This is a genomic window from Isoptericola jiangsuensis (assembly GCF_048320105.1).
GTDB classification, from domain to species: Bacteria; Actinomycetota; Actinomycetes; order Actinomycetales; family Cellulomonadaceae; genus Isoptericola; species Isoptericola jiangsuensis_A.
Genome location: NZ_CP182942.1, coordinates 2,395,106 through 2,410,659 on the forward strand (window position 1 = coordinate 2,395,106; position 15,554 = coordinate 2,410,659).

The window sequence follows — 15,554 nt, forward strand, 5'->3', positions numbered from 1 at the left end:
GCAATCGAGCCTGTGGACAGGGTTGTGGATGCACGTGTGGAAGACTGCCGACACCCTGTGCACGGGCGGTGGACAACTCTGTGCACAACTGGGGATATCTCCTGTGTACAACGCAGACGTGCCGTCCCACCTGCGCAGACGTTGTGCGCAGGGTGTGGACCGAAGAAAGGTGGGTGACGTGCGTCGGCTCGACCGCGAGATCCTGGCGCTGGCGGTGCCGGCACTCGGCGCACTGGTCGCCGAGCCGCTGTTCGTGCTCGTCGACAGCGCCGTCGTCGGGCACCTCGGCACCGCCCAGCTCGCCGGGCTGTCGCTCGCCTCGACGCTGCTGGTCACCCTGGTCGGGCTGTGCGTCTTCCTCGCCTACGCGACCACGGCCGCCGTCGCCCGCCGCCTCGGTGCCGGGGCCGAGCGCGAGGCCCTCCAGTCCGGCATCGACGGCATGTGGCTCGCCCTCGGTCTCGGCGTCGTCCTCGCGGCCGCGCTGTACCTCGCCGCACCGCAGGCCGTGAGCGCCCTCGGCGCGGAAGGCGCCGTCGCCGCCCACGCCGTCACCTACCTGCGGTGGTCCGCGCCAGGACTGCCCGGCATGCTGCTGGTCCTGGCCGCGACCGGTGTGCTGCGCGGCCTGCAGGACACCCGCACGCCCCTGTGGGTCGCCGCCGGGGGCGCCATCGCCAACGCCGTCGGCTCCGTCACGCTCGTGTACGGCGTCGGCATGGGCATCGCGGGCTCGGCCCTCGCGACGACGACGGCGCAGCTCGCGATGGCGGTGGTGCTCGGCGCCGTCGTGGTCACCGGTGCCCGCCGCCGCGGCGCCTCGCTGCGCCCGCACCAGGCGGGCATCTGGGCCAACGCCGTCGCCGGAGCACCCCTCTTCGTGCGCACCGCGTCCCTGCGCCTGGCGATCCTGCTCACCGTCTGGGTCGCGACCGGCCTCGGGGCGGTGTCCCTCGCCGGTCATCAGGTCGTCAACAGCCTGTGGGGACTGTCCGCGTTCGCACTCGACGCGCTGGCGATCGCTGCCCAGGCGCTCGTGGGCCACGGCCTGGGCTCCGGCGACCTGGAGCGCGTGCGCGGCGTGCTGCGCCGCTGTCTCCAGTGGGGCGTCGGTGCCGGCGCGGTCATGGGCGTCGTCCTCGCGGCCGCCGGCTGGTGGATCGCCCCGCTGTTCTCCCCCGACCCGGACGTGCGCGTCGCCGTCGCGCTCGCCCTGGGCGTCACCGCCCTGTTCATGCCGATGGCGGGCTGGGTGTTCGTGCTGGACGGCGTCCTCATCGGCGCCGGGGACGGCCGGTTCCTGGCGTGGGCCGGGATGCTGACCCTGGTCGTGTACGCCCCCGTCGCGCTGGCGGTGCGGGCGTGGGCGCCCGACGGCGCAGCGGGCCTGGCGTGGCTGTGGGCCGCCTTCGCGGGGGTCTTCATGCTGGCCCGTGCCGTCACGACGGGGCTGCGGGCCCGCGGCGAGCGCTGGATGGTGACGGGGGCCTGACCCGTCGGCCCGGCACCCGTCAGCCCGGCACCCGTCAGCCCGGCACCCGTCAGCGCTGGCCTTCGTTCGGCAGTTCGCGCTTCGTTCGGCAGTTCAAGCTGCCGAACGAAGCGCGAACTGCCGAACGAGTGAGGCACGCAGCGGCCGGCCGCCTCAACGCGGCCGAGGCAGCAGCGGGTTCCGACACGCCCGCCGGCGGATCTCCGCCGGGAACCTCGCCAGCATCCGGTCCGCGACGGCCTGCGGATCCCTCGCGTCGCGGGCGGTGACCCGGAGCAGGCCGACGCCGACCGCCTCGGCGACCGCGTCCTGCCGCAGCTTCTCCGCGATACGGGCCTCGTCGGCGTCGTGCGCGTCCCCGAGCGCACCGTCGCGGTACTTGACCAGTCCGTCGAACTCCACGAGCACACCGTGCTCCTCCCACCCGACGTCGATCCGGTACCGCCCGCGCCGGGTCGTCACCGGGACCTGGGTCCGCGGTCGCGGCAGACCCGCCCAGTGCGCGACGTAGCGGACCCAGGTCTCCCAGGCACTCTCGGCCCCCGCGTCGGCGAGCTCCAGGACCAGCAGGCCACGCGCGCGTCCGCGGTAGCGGTCGTCGACGATCCTCGCCACCTCCGCGGGATCCGCACCCGCGCGCAGCCCGGCGTCGGCCACCACGAGACCGTCCAGGGAGGGCAGGGTGGTGACGCAGTCGGCGACGGTGCGCGCCAGGCTGGTCACCGCGAGCCCACTGCGCTCACAGCCGTGCCCGGGCTCGACCGGCAGGGCGTGGCGCCGCAGGTCGGGCGCCGCACGGGCAGAGGCCCGGTAGTGCTGGACCAGGTGCACCTGGTGCGGGAGCCGCCACACCGGGAGCCCGTGGAGCACGGCCGCCGTCTCGTGGCTGAACCAGTGGCTGCTGCTCAGCTGGGCCGCCACGGCGCGAGCGCGATCCACGTGCAGGCCACGCAGGGCCGTCCACCGGTCCCTACCGGTGGCACGGTCCGGGCCGTCGTCGGGCGACCGACGGTAGGCGCCGCGGCGGATGCGTTCGACCTCGCCGCGGCGCACGGCGCCGCGCAGCCCGGCGCGCACCTGTTCCCGGGCGATGAGCAACTCGGGCTCCGACATGACAGCAGCCTGCCTCGCGGGCGGCCGGTCCCGCTGCCGCCATCCACAGCCTGCAGGTTCGTTCGGCAGTTCGTGCGTCGTTCGGCAGTTTGAACTGCCGAACGAAGCACGAACTGCCGAACGAAGCACCCGGGCAACGCGAAAGCCCCGGCCCCCACGAACGGGGGCCGGGGCCTGCGTGATCGAACCGGCGTCAGCCGGCGACGACCTCGAGCGCGATCTTCGCCGACACCTCAGGGTGCAGACGGACCGACACGGTGTACTCACCGGTCGACTTGATCGGCTGGCGGATCTCGATCTTGCGCTTGTCCACCGACGGGCCACCGGCGGCAACGACCGCGTCAGCGATCTCGGCCGAGGTGACGGCGCCGAACAGACGACCGGAGTCGCCCGCGTGCGCGTTGACGGTGTACGTCCGCGACTGGATCGACTCGGCCGCAGCCTGGGCGTCGTCGCGGGAGGCGATCTCGCGGGCCTTGCGAGCCTTGCGGATCGCGGAGACCTGCGACTCGGCGCCCTTGGTCCACGGCGTGGCCAGCGAACGCGGGATGAGGTAGTTACGGGCGTACCCGTCCTTCACCTCGACGACGTCGCCGGGCTCACCGAGGCCGGTCACCTCGTGGGTCAGGATCAGCTTTGCCATGATCTGGATCCTTCCGGTCAGCGGGCCGACGACGAGTACGGCAGCAGGGCCATCTCGCGGGCGTTCTTGACGGCACGGGCGATCTGGCGCTGCTCCTGCACGGAGACGCCGGTCACGCGACGAGCGCGGATCTTGCCTCGGTCGGAGATGAACTTGCGCAGCAGAGCGGTGTCCTTGTAGTCCACCGACTCGATCTTGGCCGCCTTGAGGGGGTTGGCCTTCTTCTTGGGCTTGCGCACCACAGGCTTTGCCATGGTGGGTGCTCCTTTTCAGGTGCTCCCTGCCGGGGCAGGGATGGATGAACGTGGGGTTGGGGGACGATCAGAACGGGGGTTCGTCCGAGAACCCGCCGCCGGACGACGCCGGGCCAGCCGTGGCCCAGGGGTCGTTCTGCTGACCGCCGCCGGAAGAACCGAAACCGCCGCCCTGGCCACCGCCGTTGCCGGGCCCGCCGGCGTTGCCGCCGCCGAAGCCACCGCCACCGCCGCCACCGCTGCGCTGGGCGCGGGTGACCTTGGCCGAGGCGAACCTCAGCGAGGGGCCGATCTCGTCGACCTGCAGCTCGACGACCGTGCGCTTCTCGCCTTCGCGGGTCTCGTACGAGCGCTGCGTCAGACGGCCCTGCGCGATGACGCGCATGCCCTTCGTCAGCGACTCGGCGACGTTCTCCGCAGCCTCGCGCCAGATGGAGCAGCGCAGGAACAGCGCCTCTCCGTCCTTCCACTCGTTCGACTGTCGGTCGAACGTGCGCGGGGTGGACGCGATCGTGAAGTTGGCGACGGCTGCACCCGACGGGGTGAAGCGCAGCTCCGGGTCCGCAGTCAGGTTTCCGACAACCGTGATGACGGTTTCTCCAGCCATGCCAAGCTCCTTCGTTCGTCCGCGAGAATCGGCTCTACTCGATGTCCAGGTGGCATCCCATCACGCGGCACCGACAGGTGTCGCGGCGGGACGCGGAGTGTTCCGGTTCAGCAGGTTCTCAGCGAGCGTCTGCGCGGAGGATCTTGGTGCGCAGCACGGCCTCGTTCAGGCCGAGCTGGCGGTCCAGCTCCTTCGCGGTGTCCGACGTCGAGGTGAAGTCGACGACGGCGTAGATGCCCTCGGAACGCTTGTTGATGTCGAACGACATCCGGCGACGACCCCAGATGTCCACGTTGTCCACGGAACCACCGTCGGTCTTGATGACCGTCAGCAGCTTCTCGAGCGACGGGGCTACGGTGCGCTCCTCGACCTCCGGGTCCAGGATCACCATCAGTTCGTACTGACGCATGTGTTCAACCCACCTCCTCTGGTCTCAGCGGCCACGGTCGATCCGTGGCAGGAGGGTTATTGCGTGCGTCGGCTGCACCGCGGGTTCGCCGTCCCGGCGCTCGGTGAGCACCTGGGCCGACGGCGGCACAGCCAGTCGACCAGGATACCCGCTCGGGCGCCCCGGACGAAGTCGGTCGTCGCGTGGTATCGGTCACCCACCGGCGCGACGGTCATGGGTCAGGGGTCAGGGGTCAGCCGGAGTTGCCGCCTCCGCCGTCACCGCCGCCTCCTTCACTGCCACCGGGCCCGGACGTCTCCGTCTGGGACGGCTCCGGGTCGGGCTCCTCGGTCTCCTGCGGCTCGGGCCCGAGCGAGACGACGATGGTGACCGTCGTGTCGCGGTCGACCTCGACGCCGGCCCCGGGGTCGGTGCGGATCACCTGCCCGGCCGGCGTCCGGTTGTCGTAGTCCTCGCTCACGCTGACCTGCAGGCCGACACGGCGCAGCTGCGCCTCGGCGCTGCCCTGCTGCTGGCCGGCGACTCCCGGCACGACGACACTTTGCGGCTCGTCCGACACCCCGGTCGAGACCCAGAGCGTGATGGACGAGTCGGCAGGCACCCTGCCGTTGTTGCTGATCTTGACGACCGTGCCCTTGGACGAGTCGTCGTTCTGCGCCTGGGCGTGGACCTTCAGGCCGAGCTGCTCGAGCTGGGCGGTGGCCTGGGCGACGTCCATGCCGACGATGTTGCCGGGGATCTCGACCCACTCGGGGGACGACTCGCTCGGGGAGGGCGACGGGGAGAAGGTCGGGCGCGGCGGGGTGTACTCGGGGAACTCGGCGATCTCCTCGCCGTCGAGCGCGACCTGCATGAACTCGGTCCACGCCTGGGCGGGCCAGGTGCTGCCGGTGATGGTGCGGCCCTGGGCCTTCCACTCGCCGAAAGGCTCGATCGGTTCGTCGTCCTTGAGGACGCCCTGCTCGACGTCGACGTCGGCGTACTGCCGGATGTTGACCACGGTGGCGAGCTGCGGCGTGAACCCGGCGAACCACGCACCCACGTTGTTCTGGGTGGTCCCGGTCTTGCCGGCGACCGGGCGGCGGGTGCCGTCGGGCCCGGTGAGCTCGAGCGCCTCGCTGCCCGACCCCTTCTCGACGACCTGGGTCATCGCGTAGGTCGTGGCGCTGATGTCGTCAGCCTCGAACCGCTTGTCGACGGTGACGTCCGGCTCGTAGAAGACCTCTCCGCTGCTGTACTCGACGCGGTCCACGACGTGCGGCTTCACGTAGTAGCCGCCGCTGGCGATGGTCGCGTACGCCGAGGCGAGGTCGACGGGGTACACGGCGGCCGCACCGAGGACGTTCGACGGGAAGGGCTCGATCGGGTTGTCCTCGTCCTCCCGGATCCCGAGACGGTGTGCGACGTCGGCCGTCTTCTCGGGGCCGACCTCGATGTTGAGCTCCACGTAGGCGGTGTTGATCGAGTCCTGCGTCGCCTGGACGAGGTCGACCGTGCCGTAGGAGTGGTCGCCGAAGTTCTGCGGCCACTCCTTGGACGGGTCCTCGGGATCGAGGTGGCCGGGCGAGTTCCCGTCGAACATCTCGTTGAGCTGGTGACCCTCCTCCAGCGCGCCGATGAGCGTGAAGGGCTTGAATGTCGAGCCGCCCTGCACGACGTCCTGCCAGGCCGTGTTCTTGTTCTGCTCGACGTAGTCCTGACCGCCGTAGAGCGTGACGATCGCACCGTTCTCAGGGTCGATGGACACGATCGACGGACGGATCTTCTCGTTGGCGTCATCGGGCATGTTCTTGACGATCTTCGCCGCCTCGCGCTGCAGCTTCGGCTTGATCGTGGTGTGGATCTGCAGGCCGCCGGACTCGATGTCCTCGGGGCTGACGCCGTTCTTCTCGAGCTCTGAGCGCACGGCAGCCATGATGTAGCCGTTCTGGCCACCGAGGCTGTTGCTGCCCTCTTCCTTCTCCACGAACTCGGGCAGCCCGTCGGCCTTGGCGGTCTCCGCCTCGTCGGCCGTGATGTAACCCTGCTCGGCCATGCGGTCCAGGCTGCGCTCCCAGCGCAGGGTCGCCTGGTCGAGGTTGACCGAGGGGTCCCAGTTGACCGGTGAGGGGATGATCCCGGACAGCAGCGCCGCCTCGGAGTAGGTGAGCTCCGCGGCGTCCTTGCCGAAGTAGGCCTGCGCCGCGGCCTGGATGCCGCTGGCTCCCCGACCCCAGTAGATGGTGTTGAGGTACCGCTCCAGCACCAGCTCCTTGGGCTGGCTCTGGCCGATCTTCAGCGCGATGATCGCTTCCTTGGCCTTGCCCACGAGGTCCGTCGTCTGGCCCAGGTAGTACCGCTCGACATACTGCTGCGTGAGCGTCGAGCCACCCTGCCGGGCACCCGGGTTGGTGAAGTTGTTGTAGGCCGCGCGCCCGAGGGCGAGGAAGTCGACGCCCGGGTCGTCCCAGAAGGACGCGTTCTCCGAGGCGACGACGGCGTCACCCACGTAGCTGGGCAGGGTGGCGTAGTCGACGATCTCGCGCTGCGCCTTCGTGAAGCTGCCGACCTCCTTGCCGTTGGCGTAGTACACGGTGCTCGCCTGGTTGCGGACCTCGTCCAGGTTGTCGGGGATCTCGGTCGAGGTCCAGGCGGCGAAGAACACGCCGGCACCGAGCGCGAGGCAGGCCAGCATCGAACCGACGACGACGCGCCACGACGGCAGCCACCGCTGCACGAGGCCCTTGCCCCGGCGCGGATAGTTCCAGAAGCGACGTCTGCGCATGCTCGCCACGCCCTGCCTTTCGACTCAGTACCTTCGACCGTTCCGTCCGTGAGCGGACACGGCGAACCACCCCAGACACTAGGGGATCGACCTGGCGACCTGTCCAGGTCGGCCACGTCCTGACGCGGTTTCGAACCGGTCGTCCGCAGTCCTCTGCCGCTTGGTCCACGTGGTCTTCACATCTCGGCAGAGCTTCCCGGGGTGTCTGCGGACACACCTGTCCCGTTGCTCGTCGCCGTAGACTCGTCCTATCCTCACGATGTATCGACTCGATACAACGAGTCGGATCCGTCGAGTTTTCGTCGAGTTCCGGGACGCCAGACCACTGCGCGGACCGTGAGGTCGGCGCGGGGGCAGGACCAGGAGGGGGGCCCGGTGCGCAGTCGTTCGAACGTGCTCGAGACCGCCGTCCTCGGCCTGCTCAGCTCGTCCCCGCTGCACGGCTACGAGCTGCGCAAACGACTCAACCTGCTGCTGGGCTCGTTCCGCGCGTTCTCGTACGGAAGCCTCTACCCTGCCCTGAAGTCCCTGGTCACGCGCGGCCTGATCGAGACGGTCGAACCCGACCTTCCCGTCGCCCGCGCCGGCGCCTCGAGCGTGGCCGGACGGACGCCGTCGGGCGCCAAGCCGTTGGCCGGGCGACGGGGGCGTATCGTCTACCGTCTCACCGCGGACGGCAAGGAACACCTTCAGACCACTCTCGCTTCTGCCGGGCCCGCGGCCTGGGAGGACGAGAGCTTCGACGTCCGGTTCGCGCTCTTCGCGCAGACGGACGCCGAGACCCGCCTCCGCATCCTCGAGGGCCGGCGCACCCGGCTGACCGAGCGCCTGGAGGCTGTCCGGGAGTCCGCAGCCCGGACCCGCGTGCGGCTCGACGAGTACACGCTCGAGCTGCAGCGGCACGGGCTGGAGCAGGTCGAGCGCGAGGTGCGCTGGCTCGACGGGCTCATCACCACCGAGCGCGACCGCGCGAGCGGCCGCGACCGCGACCGAAACGCCGGGGCGCACGACGCCCCGGCCCAGAGAAACAAGGAGCGAGGATGACCTCCGTCCGCGTTGCCATCGTCGGTGTCGGAAACTGCGCATCGTCCCTGGTTCAGGGTGTGCAGTACTACCGCGACGCCGATCCGGCCAGCACCGTCCCGGGCCTCATGCACGTGCAGTTCGGCGACTACCACGTGAGCGACCTCGAGTTCGTGGCGGCGTTCGACGTCGACGCGAAGAAGGTCGGCTTCGACCTCTCCGACGCGATCAACGCCTCGGAGAACAACACGATCAAGATCGCCGACGTCCCGCCGACGGGCGTGACCGTCCAGCGCGGTCCGACGCTCGACGGGCTCGGCGACTACTACCAGGCCACGATCGACGAGGCCGAGGGCGACCCGGTCGACGTCGTCCAGGTGCTGAAGGACGCCCAGGTCGACGTCCTGGTCTGCTACCTCCCCGTGGGTTCGGAGGAGGCCGACAAGTTCTACGCGCAGTGCGCGATCGACGCCGGTGTCGCCTTCGTCAACGCCCTGCCCGTCTTCATCGCCTCCGACCCGGTCTGGGCGAAGAAGTTCGAGGACGCCGGGGTGCCGATCGTCGGCGACGACATCAAGTCGCAGGTCGGCGCGACGATCACGCACCGCGTGCTCGCGAAGCTCTTCGAGGACCGCGGTGTCGCGCTGGACCGCACGTACCAGCTGAACGTCGGCGGCAACATGGACTTCAAGAACATGCTGCAGCGCGACCGGCTCGAGTCCAAGAAGGTCTCCAAGACGCAGGCCGTCACCTCCAACCTGACCGGCCAGCTCGGCGGCAAGAAGGAGGACCGCAACGTCCACATCGGCCCGTCGGACTACGTGGCGTGGCTCGACGACCGCAAGTGGGCGTACGTGCGTCTCGAGGGCCGCGCGTTCGGCGAGGTGCCCCTGAACCTGGAGTACAAGCTCGAGGTGTGGGACTCCCCCAACTCGGCGGGCATCATCATCGACGCGATCCGTGCGGCGAAGATCGCGAAGGACCGCGGCATCGGCGGCCCGATCCTGTCGGCGTCGACGTACTTCATGAAGTCCCCGCCGGTCCAGATGGAGGACACCGAGGGACGCGTCCAGCTGGAGTCCTTCATCCGCGGTGACAACGAGCGATAGTCCACAGCGAGCCTGCGAGCGCAGGACGATCGCGACCGTCCAGATCCAGCGATGGTCCGCAGCGAGCCTGCGAGCGCAGGACGATCGCGACCATCCAGATCCAGCGATGGTCCGCAGCGAGCCTGCGAGCGCAGGACTATCGCGACCATCCAGATCCAGCGATGGTCCGCAGCGGTCTCGCGAGGTAGCACGGCATCCGTGCTACCTCGCGGGCCTTCTCCCGCCAGCACTCGACCGTCGGGAGACCGAAGAGGGGAAGGTTGGGTCGTGGGCGCCCTGCGAGAGACCGCGCACGACCTGCGTGACCTGCTCCGCCTGCCCGGGTTCCGTCGGCTGTTCGCGGTCCGTCTGGTCTCCCAGGCGGGCGACGGCATGTTCCAGGTGGGTCTCGCCTCCCTCCTGTTCTTCTCCCCGGAGCGGGCCGGCACGGCTGCGGGGGTGGCGGGGGCGTTCGCGGTCATGCTGGCGCCGTTCACCCTGGTCGGCCCGTTCGCGGGCGTGTTCCTCGACCGGTGGAGCCGCCGCCAGGTCCTCGCGGTGGGCAACGCCGTGCGGCTCCTGGTCACGGCGGCGATGGCGGCCGTGATGCTCTCGATCGGCCTGGGCGGTGCCGGTGACGTCTGGGTGGTGCTCCTCGGGCTGGTGGCTCTGAGCGTCAACCGGTTCCTGCTCGCGGCTCTCAGCGCGGGCCTTCCTCGCGTCGTCGACGGCCCGCTGCTCCTGACGGCCAACTCCTTGACCCCGACGCTCGGTGCGGGGGCGGTGTTCCTCGGCGGCGGTATCGGGTTCGTGCTGGGCCTCGGCGTCGCGCCGGGTCGGTTGCACGACGCCGCCGCGCTGGTGTGCGCGTCCGTCGTTTTCGGCGTCGCCGCGCTGCTGTCCCTGCGTCTCGGGCGGGACCAGCTCGGCCCGGAGCACCCCGCCCGGGGCCCGCTGCGGGCGGAGCTGTCCGCCGTCGCGCACGGCCTGGTCGACGGCGCCCGCTACCTGGTGGCGCGGCGCACGCCCGGCCAGGGTCTCCTCGTCATGGCGGCGCACCGCTTCCTGTACGGGGTGGTGTTCATCGCGGCGATCCTCATCTCGCGCAACCTGCTCGCACCGGCGGGCGACACGAGCGCGGGTCTGGCGAACTTCGCCCTGGTCATCGCGATGACGGGGGTGGGCGGCGCCGGCGCCGTCGTCATCACTCCCCTCTTCTCACGACGCACGGGTCCGCAGGCCTGGATCGTGATCATGCTGCTGCTGGCGGCCGCGTCCCAGCTGCTGCTGGCGACGACGCCGGCACGCGCCGTCGTCCTCGTCGGTGCGGGCCTGCTCGGACTGGCGGCCCAGAGCGCGAAGATCGCCGTCGACACCATCGTCCAGCGCGACACCGTGGACACCTACCGGGGTCGCGCGTTCGCGTTCTACGACGTGCTCTACAACGCGGCGTTCGTCGGCGCGGCCGTCCTGGCGGCGTTCGCGGTGCCCGACGACGGCTGGTCGCGCGGGCTGTTCGTCCTCCTGGCGGGTGCGTACGTCGCGGTCGCGGCGCTGCTGTGGTTCCGTGGGGCCCGCACCCCGGCCCCCGTCGTCGGCCCGCACGCGCCGCCGGCCGAGAGCGCCGCCTGACCGATGATTCCCGGCCGGGTATTCGGTCGACCAGGACAGCGGGAATACCGCACCCTGACAGAGCACTTCAGTTCACAGGTCTTCCGTGCGCAGCGTCGCCCGCGGCTCAGACGTCCACATGAGTACCGGAGGGGTCATGACTGCACGCACGACGACGGACGCACCGGACGGCGCGCCCCCGGGGCCCGTGGCCCCGCCTGCCGCTGACGACGGCAAGCTCTCCCGGGAGCACTTCAGCGTCATCGCGCTGCTGCTGGTCTCGGGCTTCGTGGTGATCCTCAACGAGACCACCATGGGCATCGCGCTGCCGTCGATCATGGACGACCTGGAGATCACGGCGGCGGTCGGCCAGTGGCTGACCACGGCGTTCCTGCTGACGATGGCGATCGTCATCCCGACGACGGGCTGGCTGCTGCAGCGTCTCGGCACGCGCGGCGCGTTCATCCTGGCGATGTCGCTGTTCAGCGCGGGCACGCTGCTCGCCCCGCTGGCGCCGGCGTTCGGGCTGCTGGTGACGGCCCGCGTCGTGCAGGCCACCGGCACGGCGATCATGATGCCGCTGCTGATGACGACGGTGATGACGCTCGTCCCGCCGCACCACCGCGGGCGCGTCATGGGCAACGTGTCCCTGGTGATCGCCGTCGCGCCGGCGCTCGGCCCGGCCCTCTCGGGTGCGGTGGTGACGTCGCTGGGCTGGCGGGCGGTCTTCTGGGTGGTGCTGCCCATCTCCCTGGTCGCCCTGCTGATCGGCGCGCTCCTGGTCCGTGACGTCTCGACGCGCGCCCGCACCAGGCTGGACCCCCTCTCCCTGCTGCTGTCCGTCGCCGCGTTCGGCGGCCTGGTCTACGGGTTGTCGTCGCTCGGTGAGTCCGCCCAGCACGAGATGCCCGTGAACCCGGCGGTCCCGCTCGTCGTGGGTGCGGTGGCGCTCGGCCTGTTCGTGTGGCGTCAGCTCGTGCTGCAGCGCACCGACTCGGCCCTGCTGGACCTGCGGGTGTTCCTCGCGCCGGGCTTCACCCCGGGCCTGGCGGTCCTCGCGGTCGCCATGATCGCCATGTTCGGCATGATCATCGGCCTGCCGCTGGTGCTGCAGGACGCGATGGGGCTCGACTCGTTGACGGCGGGCCTGGTCATGCTGCCCGGTGGGCTGCTGATGGGTGTGCTCGGTCCGGTGGTGGGGCGCCTGTACGACCGTGTGGGTCCGCGGCCCCTGGTCCTGCCCGGGGCGGCCGCCGTCGGCGTCGCGATGCTGATGTTCTCGACGCTGGGGCCGGGGTCGGCGCTGTGGTGGGTCCTCGCGGGCCACCTGGTGCTCAGCCTGGGGCTGGCCTGCATCTTCACGCCGGCGTTCACCTCGGCGCTCGGCGGGCTCAAGCCGTCCCTGTACTCGCACGGCTCGGCGGCTCTCAGCACGGTGCAGCAGCTCTCGGGCGCGGCCGGCACCGCGTTGTTCGTCGCGCTCCTGACGATCCGTTCGGTCGCTCTGTCCGACGACGGCGCGTCCGAGGCCGTGGCCACGGCCGGTGGGGCGCAGCTCGCGTTCCTGGTGGGTGCCGCGGTGATGGTCGGGGCGGTCGCGCTCGCGTTCCGGCTGCGCAAGGCCGACGCACCGCAGGGCGCACCCGCCCACTGAGCCCGCGCCTGCCCGGCCGCACCGCCTCGCGACCGCACCGCCTCGCGACCGCACTGCTCTCAGGTCGAGGTGCTACCTCGCGGTCGGGGTGCTGTCTCGCGAGTCGGGTGCTGCCTCGCGGTCGCCCTGGCCGACGGACCGGAAGGCCGGGGCGATCGCGACCACGCCGAGCGCCAGCACGGCGGGCACGGCGAACGCCCAGCGCAGGTCCGCCAGCTCCGCGACCCCGCCGATCACGGCGGCACCCAGCACGAACCCCACGTAGTTGAACAGGTTCACGCGAGCCACGGCGACGCCGGTCCGGTCGAGCGCCCCGGCCACGGAGAACGACAGCGGCACCACCACGCTGAGTCCGAGCCCGGTGGCGCCGAACCCGAGGATCGCCACCCACGGCGCGGGTGCGGCGGCCGCCAGGGCGAGACCGGTGGCGCCCACCAGGCCGCCGACCACGACGGGACGCACCGCGCCGAACCTGTTCACCTGCGCGTCGGCGGCGAGGCGACCCACGAGCTGGCAGGCCAGGTAGGCGGCCAGACCCAGCGGGGCGACGGCGTCGGCGCTGTGCAGGACGTCGGCGATGTACTTGGTCGACCAGCTGGAGACGGCGGAGTCCGCCAGGTAGACGATGGCGACGGCGGTGCCCACCAGCAGCAGGGGGCGCCACGGCACGTGGGCCCCTCCGGGGGCGACCGGCGATCCCGCCCCGTCGACCCCCTCCGCCCCCACCGCACCGGGGGTCGACTCCGCGGCCCGTCCCAGCAGCAGCGGCCCGGCGCAGAGGTCGACCACCACCGCGACGCCGGCGACGAGGCCCAGGCCCGCCACGAGCCCCCAGTCCAGGGCGTGCGCGAGCACCGCCGCGAGCGACCCGAGGATCCCGCCCACGCTCCACGCACCGTGGAACCCGTTGAGCAGGCTGCGTCCGTACCGGCGCTCCACCGCCACGCCCTGCATGTTCATCGTCGCGTCGACGAGTCCGAGCAGCAGGCCGACGCCGGCGACCACCGGGTAGAGCACGAGGGTCGACGGCGCCAGTCCCGTGCCCAGGATCGCCACCCCCACCAGCGGGCCGGCGAGGCGCAGCACGACGGCGCTGCCCGTGCGGGGTGACACGGCACCGGCGAGGAGGCTGCCCACGCCCGCCACGACCGGCACCAGCAGCAGCACGAACGTCAGCTCGGTGTCGGTGATGCTCAGGGCCCGCTGCAGCGTGGGCACCTGGGCGAGCAGGCCGGCGAAGCACAGACCCTGGACGAAGTAGAACGCACCGGCGCCCGCCCGGGCCCTGCGGTCCCGCTCAGCGACGTCGGCCCCGCTGCGATCCGTCCCCATGCCCGGGCCTCCGCTCGCCACGGCCGCGTGCCCGCGGCAACCTGGCGACACCCTAGGGCCTGGAGGTCAGCCCTGGCGAGACCCCCACCAGGTGCGCAGCTCCGCGGTGGCGCGCTCCTCGCCGAGCGGGCCGTGCTCCATCCGCAGCGCGAGCAGGTGCCGGTAGGCGGCGCCGACGTCGCGACCCGGCCCGATCCCCAGGATCGCCATGATCTGCGTGCCGTCGAGGTCCGGGCGGATCGCGTCGATCTCCTCCTGCTCGCGCAGGGCTGCGATCCGCTCCTCCAGGTCCGTGTAGGCGTCGGCCAGCCGCTTCGCCTTGCGCCGGTTGCGGGTGGTGCAGTCCGCCCGGGTCAGGCGGTGCAGCCGCTCCAGCAGAGGGCCGGCGTCCGTCACGTAGCGGCGCACGGCGGAGTCCGTCCAGGCCCCGTCGCCGTACCCGTGGAACCGCAGGTGCAGCTCGACCAGCCGCGCGACGTCCTTGACGACCTGCTTCTCGTACTTCAGGGCCCGCAGCCGCTTCGCGACGAGCTTCGCCCCGACCACCTCGTGATGGTGGAAGCTGACCCCGCCGCCGGACTCGAACCGCCGTGTCGCCGGCTTGCCGATGTCGTGCAGCAGCGAGGCGAGCCGCAGCACCAGGTCGGGGGCCGGGACCGCGCCGTCGGCGCCCGTCTCCTGCGCGATCGCCTGGTCGAGCACGATGAGGGAGTGCTCGTAGACGTCCTTGTGGCGGTGGTGCTCGTCGATCTCCAGGCGCAGGGCGGGCAGCTCGGGCAGCACCTCGTCGGCCATGCCGGTGTCCACCAGGACCTCCAGCCCGGCCCGGGGCGAGGGCGAGCACAGCAGCTTCGACAGCTCCGCCTGGACCCGCTCGGCGGAGACGATGTCGAGGCGTCCGGACATCTGCACGATCGCCTCGCGGGTGGCCGTCTCCACGGTGAACCCGAGCTGGGCGGCGAACCGCGCCGCACGCAGCATCCGCAACGGGTCGTCGTCGAACGACCGCTCCGGGGCGATCGGGGTGCGCAGCACGCCCGCCGCGAGGTCGGTGAGGCCGCCGAACGGGTCGACGAAGGTCAGGTCCGGCAGGCGCACCGCCATCGCGTTGACGGTGAAGTCGCGTCGCGACAGGTCGCCGTCGAGCGTGTCCCCGAACGCGACCACGGGCTTGCGCGACGTCGGGTCGTACGCGTCCGAGCGGTACGTCGTGACCTCGACGACGACGTCGTCGGCCCCGCCCCGGCCGTACCGGCGCGCACCGATCGTGCCGAACTCCTTGCCGATGTCCCAGTGCGCGTCCCCCCAGCGCGCCAGGAGGCGCTGCGTGGTGTCCGGGTCGGCCGACGTCGTGAAGTCGAGGTCGTTGCTGGCCCGGCCGAGGAACGCGTCCCGGACGGGTCCCCCGACGAGCGCGAGCTCGTGGCCCTGCGCGGAGAAGATCTCCCCGAGCTCGAGGGCGGCGGGGGCCATCTCGGTGAGCACGCCGAGCGCACGGCGCAGCAGCACGGCGGGGGCGGGGTTCTCAGGGGTCGACACGACGTCCCATCCTCCCAGATCGACG

13 protein-coding genes are annotated in these 15,554 nt (G+C 71.5%); 5 read left to right on the forward strand and 8 right to left on the reverse strand.

Features of this window, described 5'->3' with window-relative positions:
• Positions 1 to 178: 178 nt before the first annotated feature.
• Complete coding sequence (locus ACNHYB_RS11180; RefSeq protein WP_418275422.1) at positions 179 to 1,492, forward strand: MATE family efflux transporter; 1,314 nt, start codon at positions 179 to 181, stop codon at positions 1,490 to 1,492.
• A gap of 153 nt (positions 1,493 to 1,645) precedes the next feature.
• Here the strand turns inward: ACNHYB_RS11180 and ACNHYB_RS11185 are convergent, their stop codons facing one another.
• From ACNHYB_RS11185 to ACNHYB_RS11210, 6 genes are all read right to left on the reverse strand, one after another.
• Positions 1,646 to 2,605 (reverse strand): hypothetical protein, encoded by a 960-nt coding sequence (locus ACNHYB_RS11185; RefSeq protein ID WP_418275423.1) that lies wholly within the window; start codon positions 2,603 to 2,605, stop codon positions 1,646 to 1,648.
• Positions 2,606 to 2,798: 193 nt separating this feature from the next.
• Positions 2,799 to 3,248: a 50S ribosomal protein L9 gene (gene rplI, locus ACNHYB_RS11190; protein WP_418275424.1), complete on the reverse strand. Its 450-nt coding sequence runs from the start codon at positions 3,246 to 3,248 to the stop codon at positions 2,799 to 2,801.
• A 17-nt stretch (positions 3,249 to 3,265) separates the two neighbouring features.
• On the reverse strand, positions 3,266 to 3,502 hold the full coding sequence (gene rpsR, locus ACNHYB_RS11195; protein ID WP_418275425.1) for a 30S ribosomal protein S18: 237 nt from the start codon (positions 3,500 to 3,502) through the stop codon (positions 3,266 to 3,268).
• A 67-nt stretch (positions 3,503 to 3,569) separates the two neighbouring features.
• Positions 3,570 to 4,109 carry a single-stranded DNA-binding protein gene (locus ACNHYB_RS11200; protein ID WP_418275426.1) on the reverse strand — a complete coding sequence of 180 codons (540 nt, stop codon included), beginning with the start codon at positions 4,107 to 4,109 and terminating at the stop codon, positions 3,570 to 3,572.
• Positions 4,110 to 4,227: 118 nt separating this feature from the next.
• Positions 4,228 to 4,518 carry a 30S ribosomal protein S6 gene (gene rpsF, locus ACNHYB_RS11205; RefSeq protein WP_418275427.1) on the reverse strand — a complete coding sequence of 97 codons (291 nt, stop codon included), beginning with the start codon at positions 4,516 to 4,518 and terminating at the stop codon, positions 4,228 to 4,230.
• Positions 4,519 to 4,750: 232 nt separating this feature from the next.
• A complete protein-coding gene (locus ACNHYB_RS11210; RefSeq protein ID WP_418275428.1) occupies positions 4,751 to 7,282 on the reverse strand; it encodes a transglycosylase domain-containing protein in 2,532 nt (843 codons plus the stop codon).
• A 375-nt stretch (positions 7,283 to 7,657) separates the two neighbouring features.
• On the opposite strand from ACNHYB_RS11210, the gene ACNHYB_RS11215 reads away from it, so the two are divergent.
• The 4 genes from ACNHYB_RS11215 (at position 7,658) to ACNHYB_RS11230 (ending at position 12,658) form a co-directional block, all read left to right on the forward strand.
• Positions 7,658 to 8,326: a PadR family transcriptional regulator gene (locus ACNHYB_RS11215; protein ID WP_418275429.1), complete on the forward strand. Its 669-nt coding sequence runs from the start codon at positions 7,658 to 7,660 to the stop codon at positions 8,324 to 8,326.
• Entirely contained in the window at positions 8,323 to 9,414 is a 1,092-nt protein-coding gene (locus tag ACNHYB_RS11220) for an inositol-3-phosphate synthase (RefSeq protein ID WP_418275430.1), read from the forward strand. The genes ACNHYB_RS11215 and ACNHYB_RS11220 overlap by 4 nt, the downstream gene beginning before the upstream one ends.
• A gap of 267 nt (positions 9,415 to 9,681) precedes the next feature.
• A complete protein-coding gene (locus ACNHYB_RS11225) occupies positions 9,682 to 11,025 on the forward strand; it encodes an MFS transporter (RefSeq protein ID WP_418275431.1) in 1,344 nt (447 codons plus the stop codon).
• Between the two features lie 136 nt (positions 11,026 to 11,161).
• Entirely contained in the window at positions 11,162 to 12,658 is a 1,497-nt protein-coding gene (locus tag ACNHYB_RS11230; RefSeq protein ID WP_418275432.1) for an MDR family MFS transporter, read from the forward strand.
• A 72-nt stretch (positions 12,659 to 12,730) separates the two neighbouring features.
• On the opposite strand, the gene ACNHYB_RS11235 is transcribed toward ACNHYB_RS11230, so the two are convergent.
• Positions 12,731 to 13,990 carry an MFS transporter gene (locus ACNHYB_RS11235; RefSeq protein ID WP_418275433.1) on the reverse strand — a complete coding sequence of 420 codons (1,260 nt, stop codon included), beginning with the start codon at positions 13,988 to 13,990 and terminating at the stop codon, positions 12,731 to 12,733.
• 66 nt (positions 13,991 to 14,056) lie between these two features.
• On the reverse strand, positions 14,057 to 15,529 hold the full coding sequence (locus ACNHYB_RS11240) for a CCA tRNA nucleotidyltransferase (RefSeq protein ID WP_418275434.1): 1,473 nt from the start codon (positions 15,527 to 15,529) through the stop codon (positions 14,057 to 14,059).
• Between the last annotated feature and the right edge of the window lie 25 nt (positions 15,530 to 15,554).

Coding starts and splice junctions, on each gene's coding strand:
- ACNHYB_RS11185 (WP_418275423.1), bottom strand. CDS start 2,605: ATGTCGGAGCCCGAGTTGCTCATCGCCCGGGAACAGGTGCGCGCCGGG.
- rplI (WP_418275424.1), bottom strand. CDS start 3,248: ATGGCAAAGCTGATCCTGACCCACGAGGTGACCGGCCTCGGTGAGCCC.
- rpsR (WP_418275425.1), bottom strand. CDS start 3,502: ATGGCAAAGCCTGTGGTGCGCAAGCCCAAGAAGAAGGCCAACCCCCTC.
- ACNHYB_RS11200 (WP_418275426.1), bottom strand. CDS start 4,109: ATGGCTGGAGAAACCGTCATCACGGTTGTCGGAAACCTGACTGCGGAC.
- rpsF (WP_418275427.1), bottom strand. CDS start 4,518: ATGCGTCAGTACGAACTGATGGTGATCCTGGACCCGGAGGTCGAGGAG.
- ACNHYB_RS11210 (WP_418275428.1), bottom strand. CDS start 7,282: ATGCGCAGACGTCGCTTCTGGAACTATCCGCGCCGGGGCAAGGGCCTC.
- ACNHYB_RS11220 (WP_418275430.1), top strand. CDS start 8,323: ATGACCTCCGTCCGCGTTGCCATCGTCGGTGTCGGAAACTGCGCATCG.
- ACNHYB_RS11230 (WP_418275432.1), top strand. CDS start 11,162: ATGACTGCACGCACGACGACGGACGCACCGGACGGCGCGCCCCCGGGG.
- ACNHYB_RS11235 (WP_418275433.1), bottom strand. CDS start 13,990: ATGGGGACGGATCGCAGCGGGGCCGACGTCGCTGAGCGGGACCGCAGG.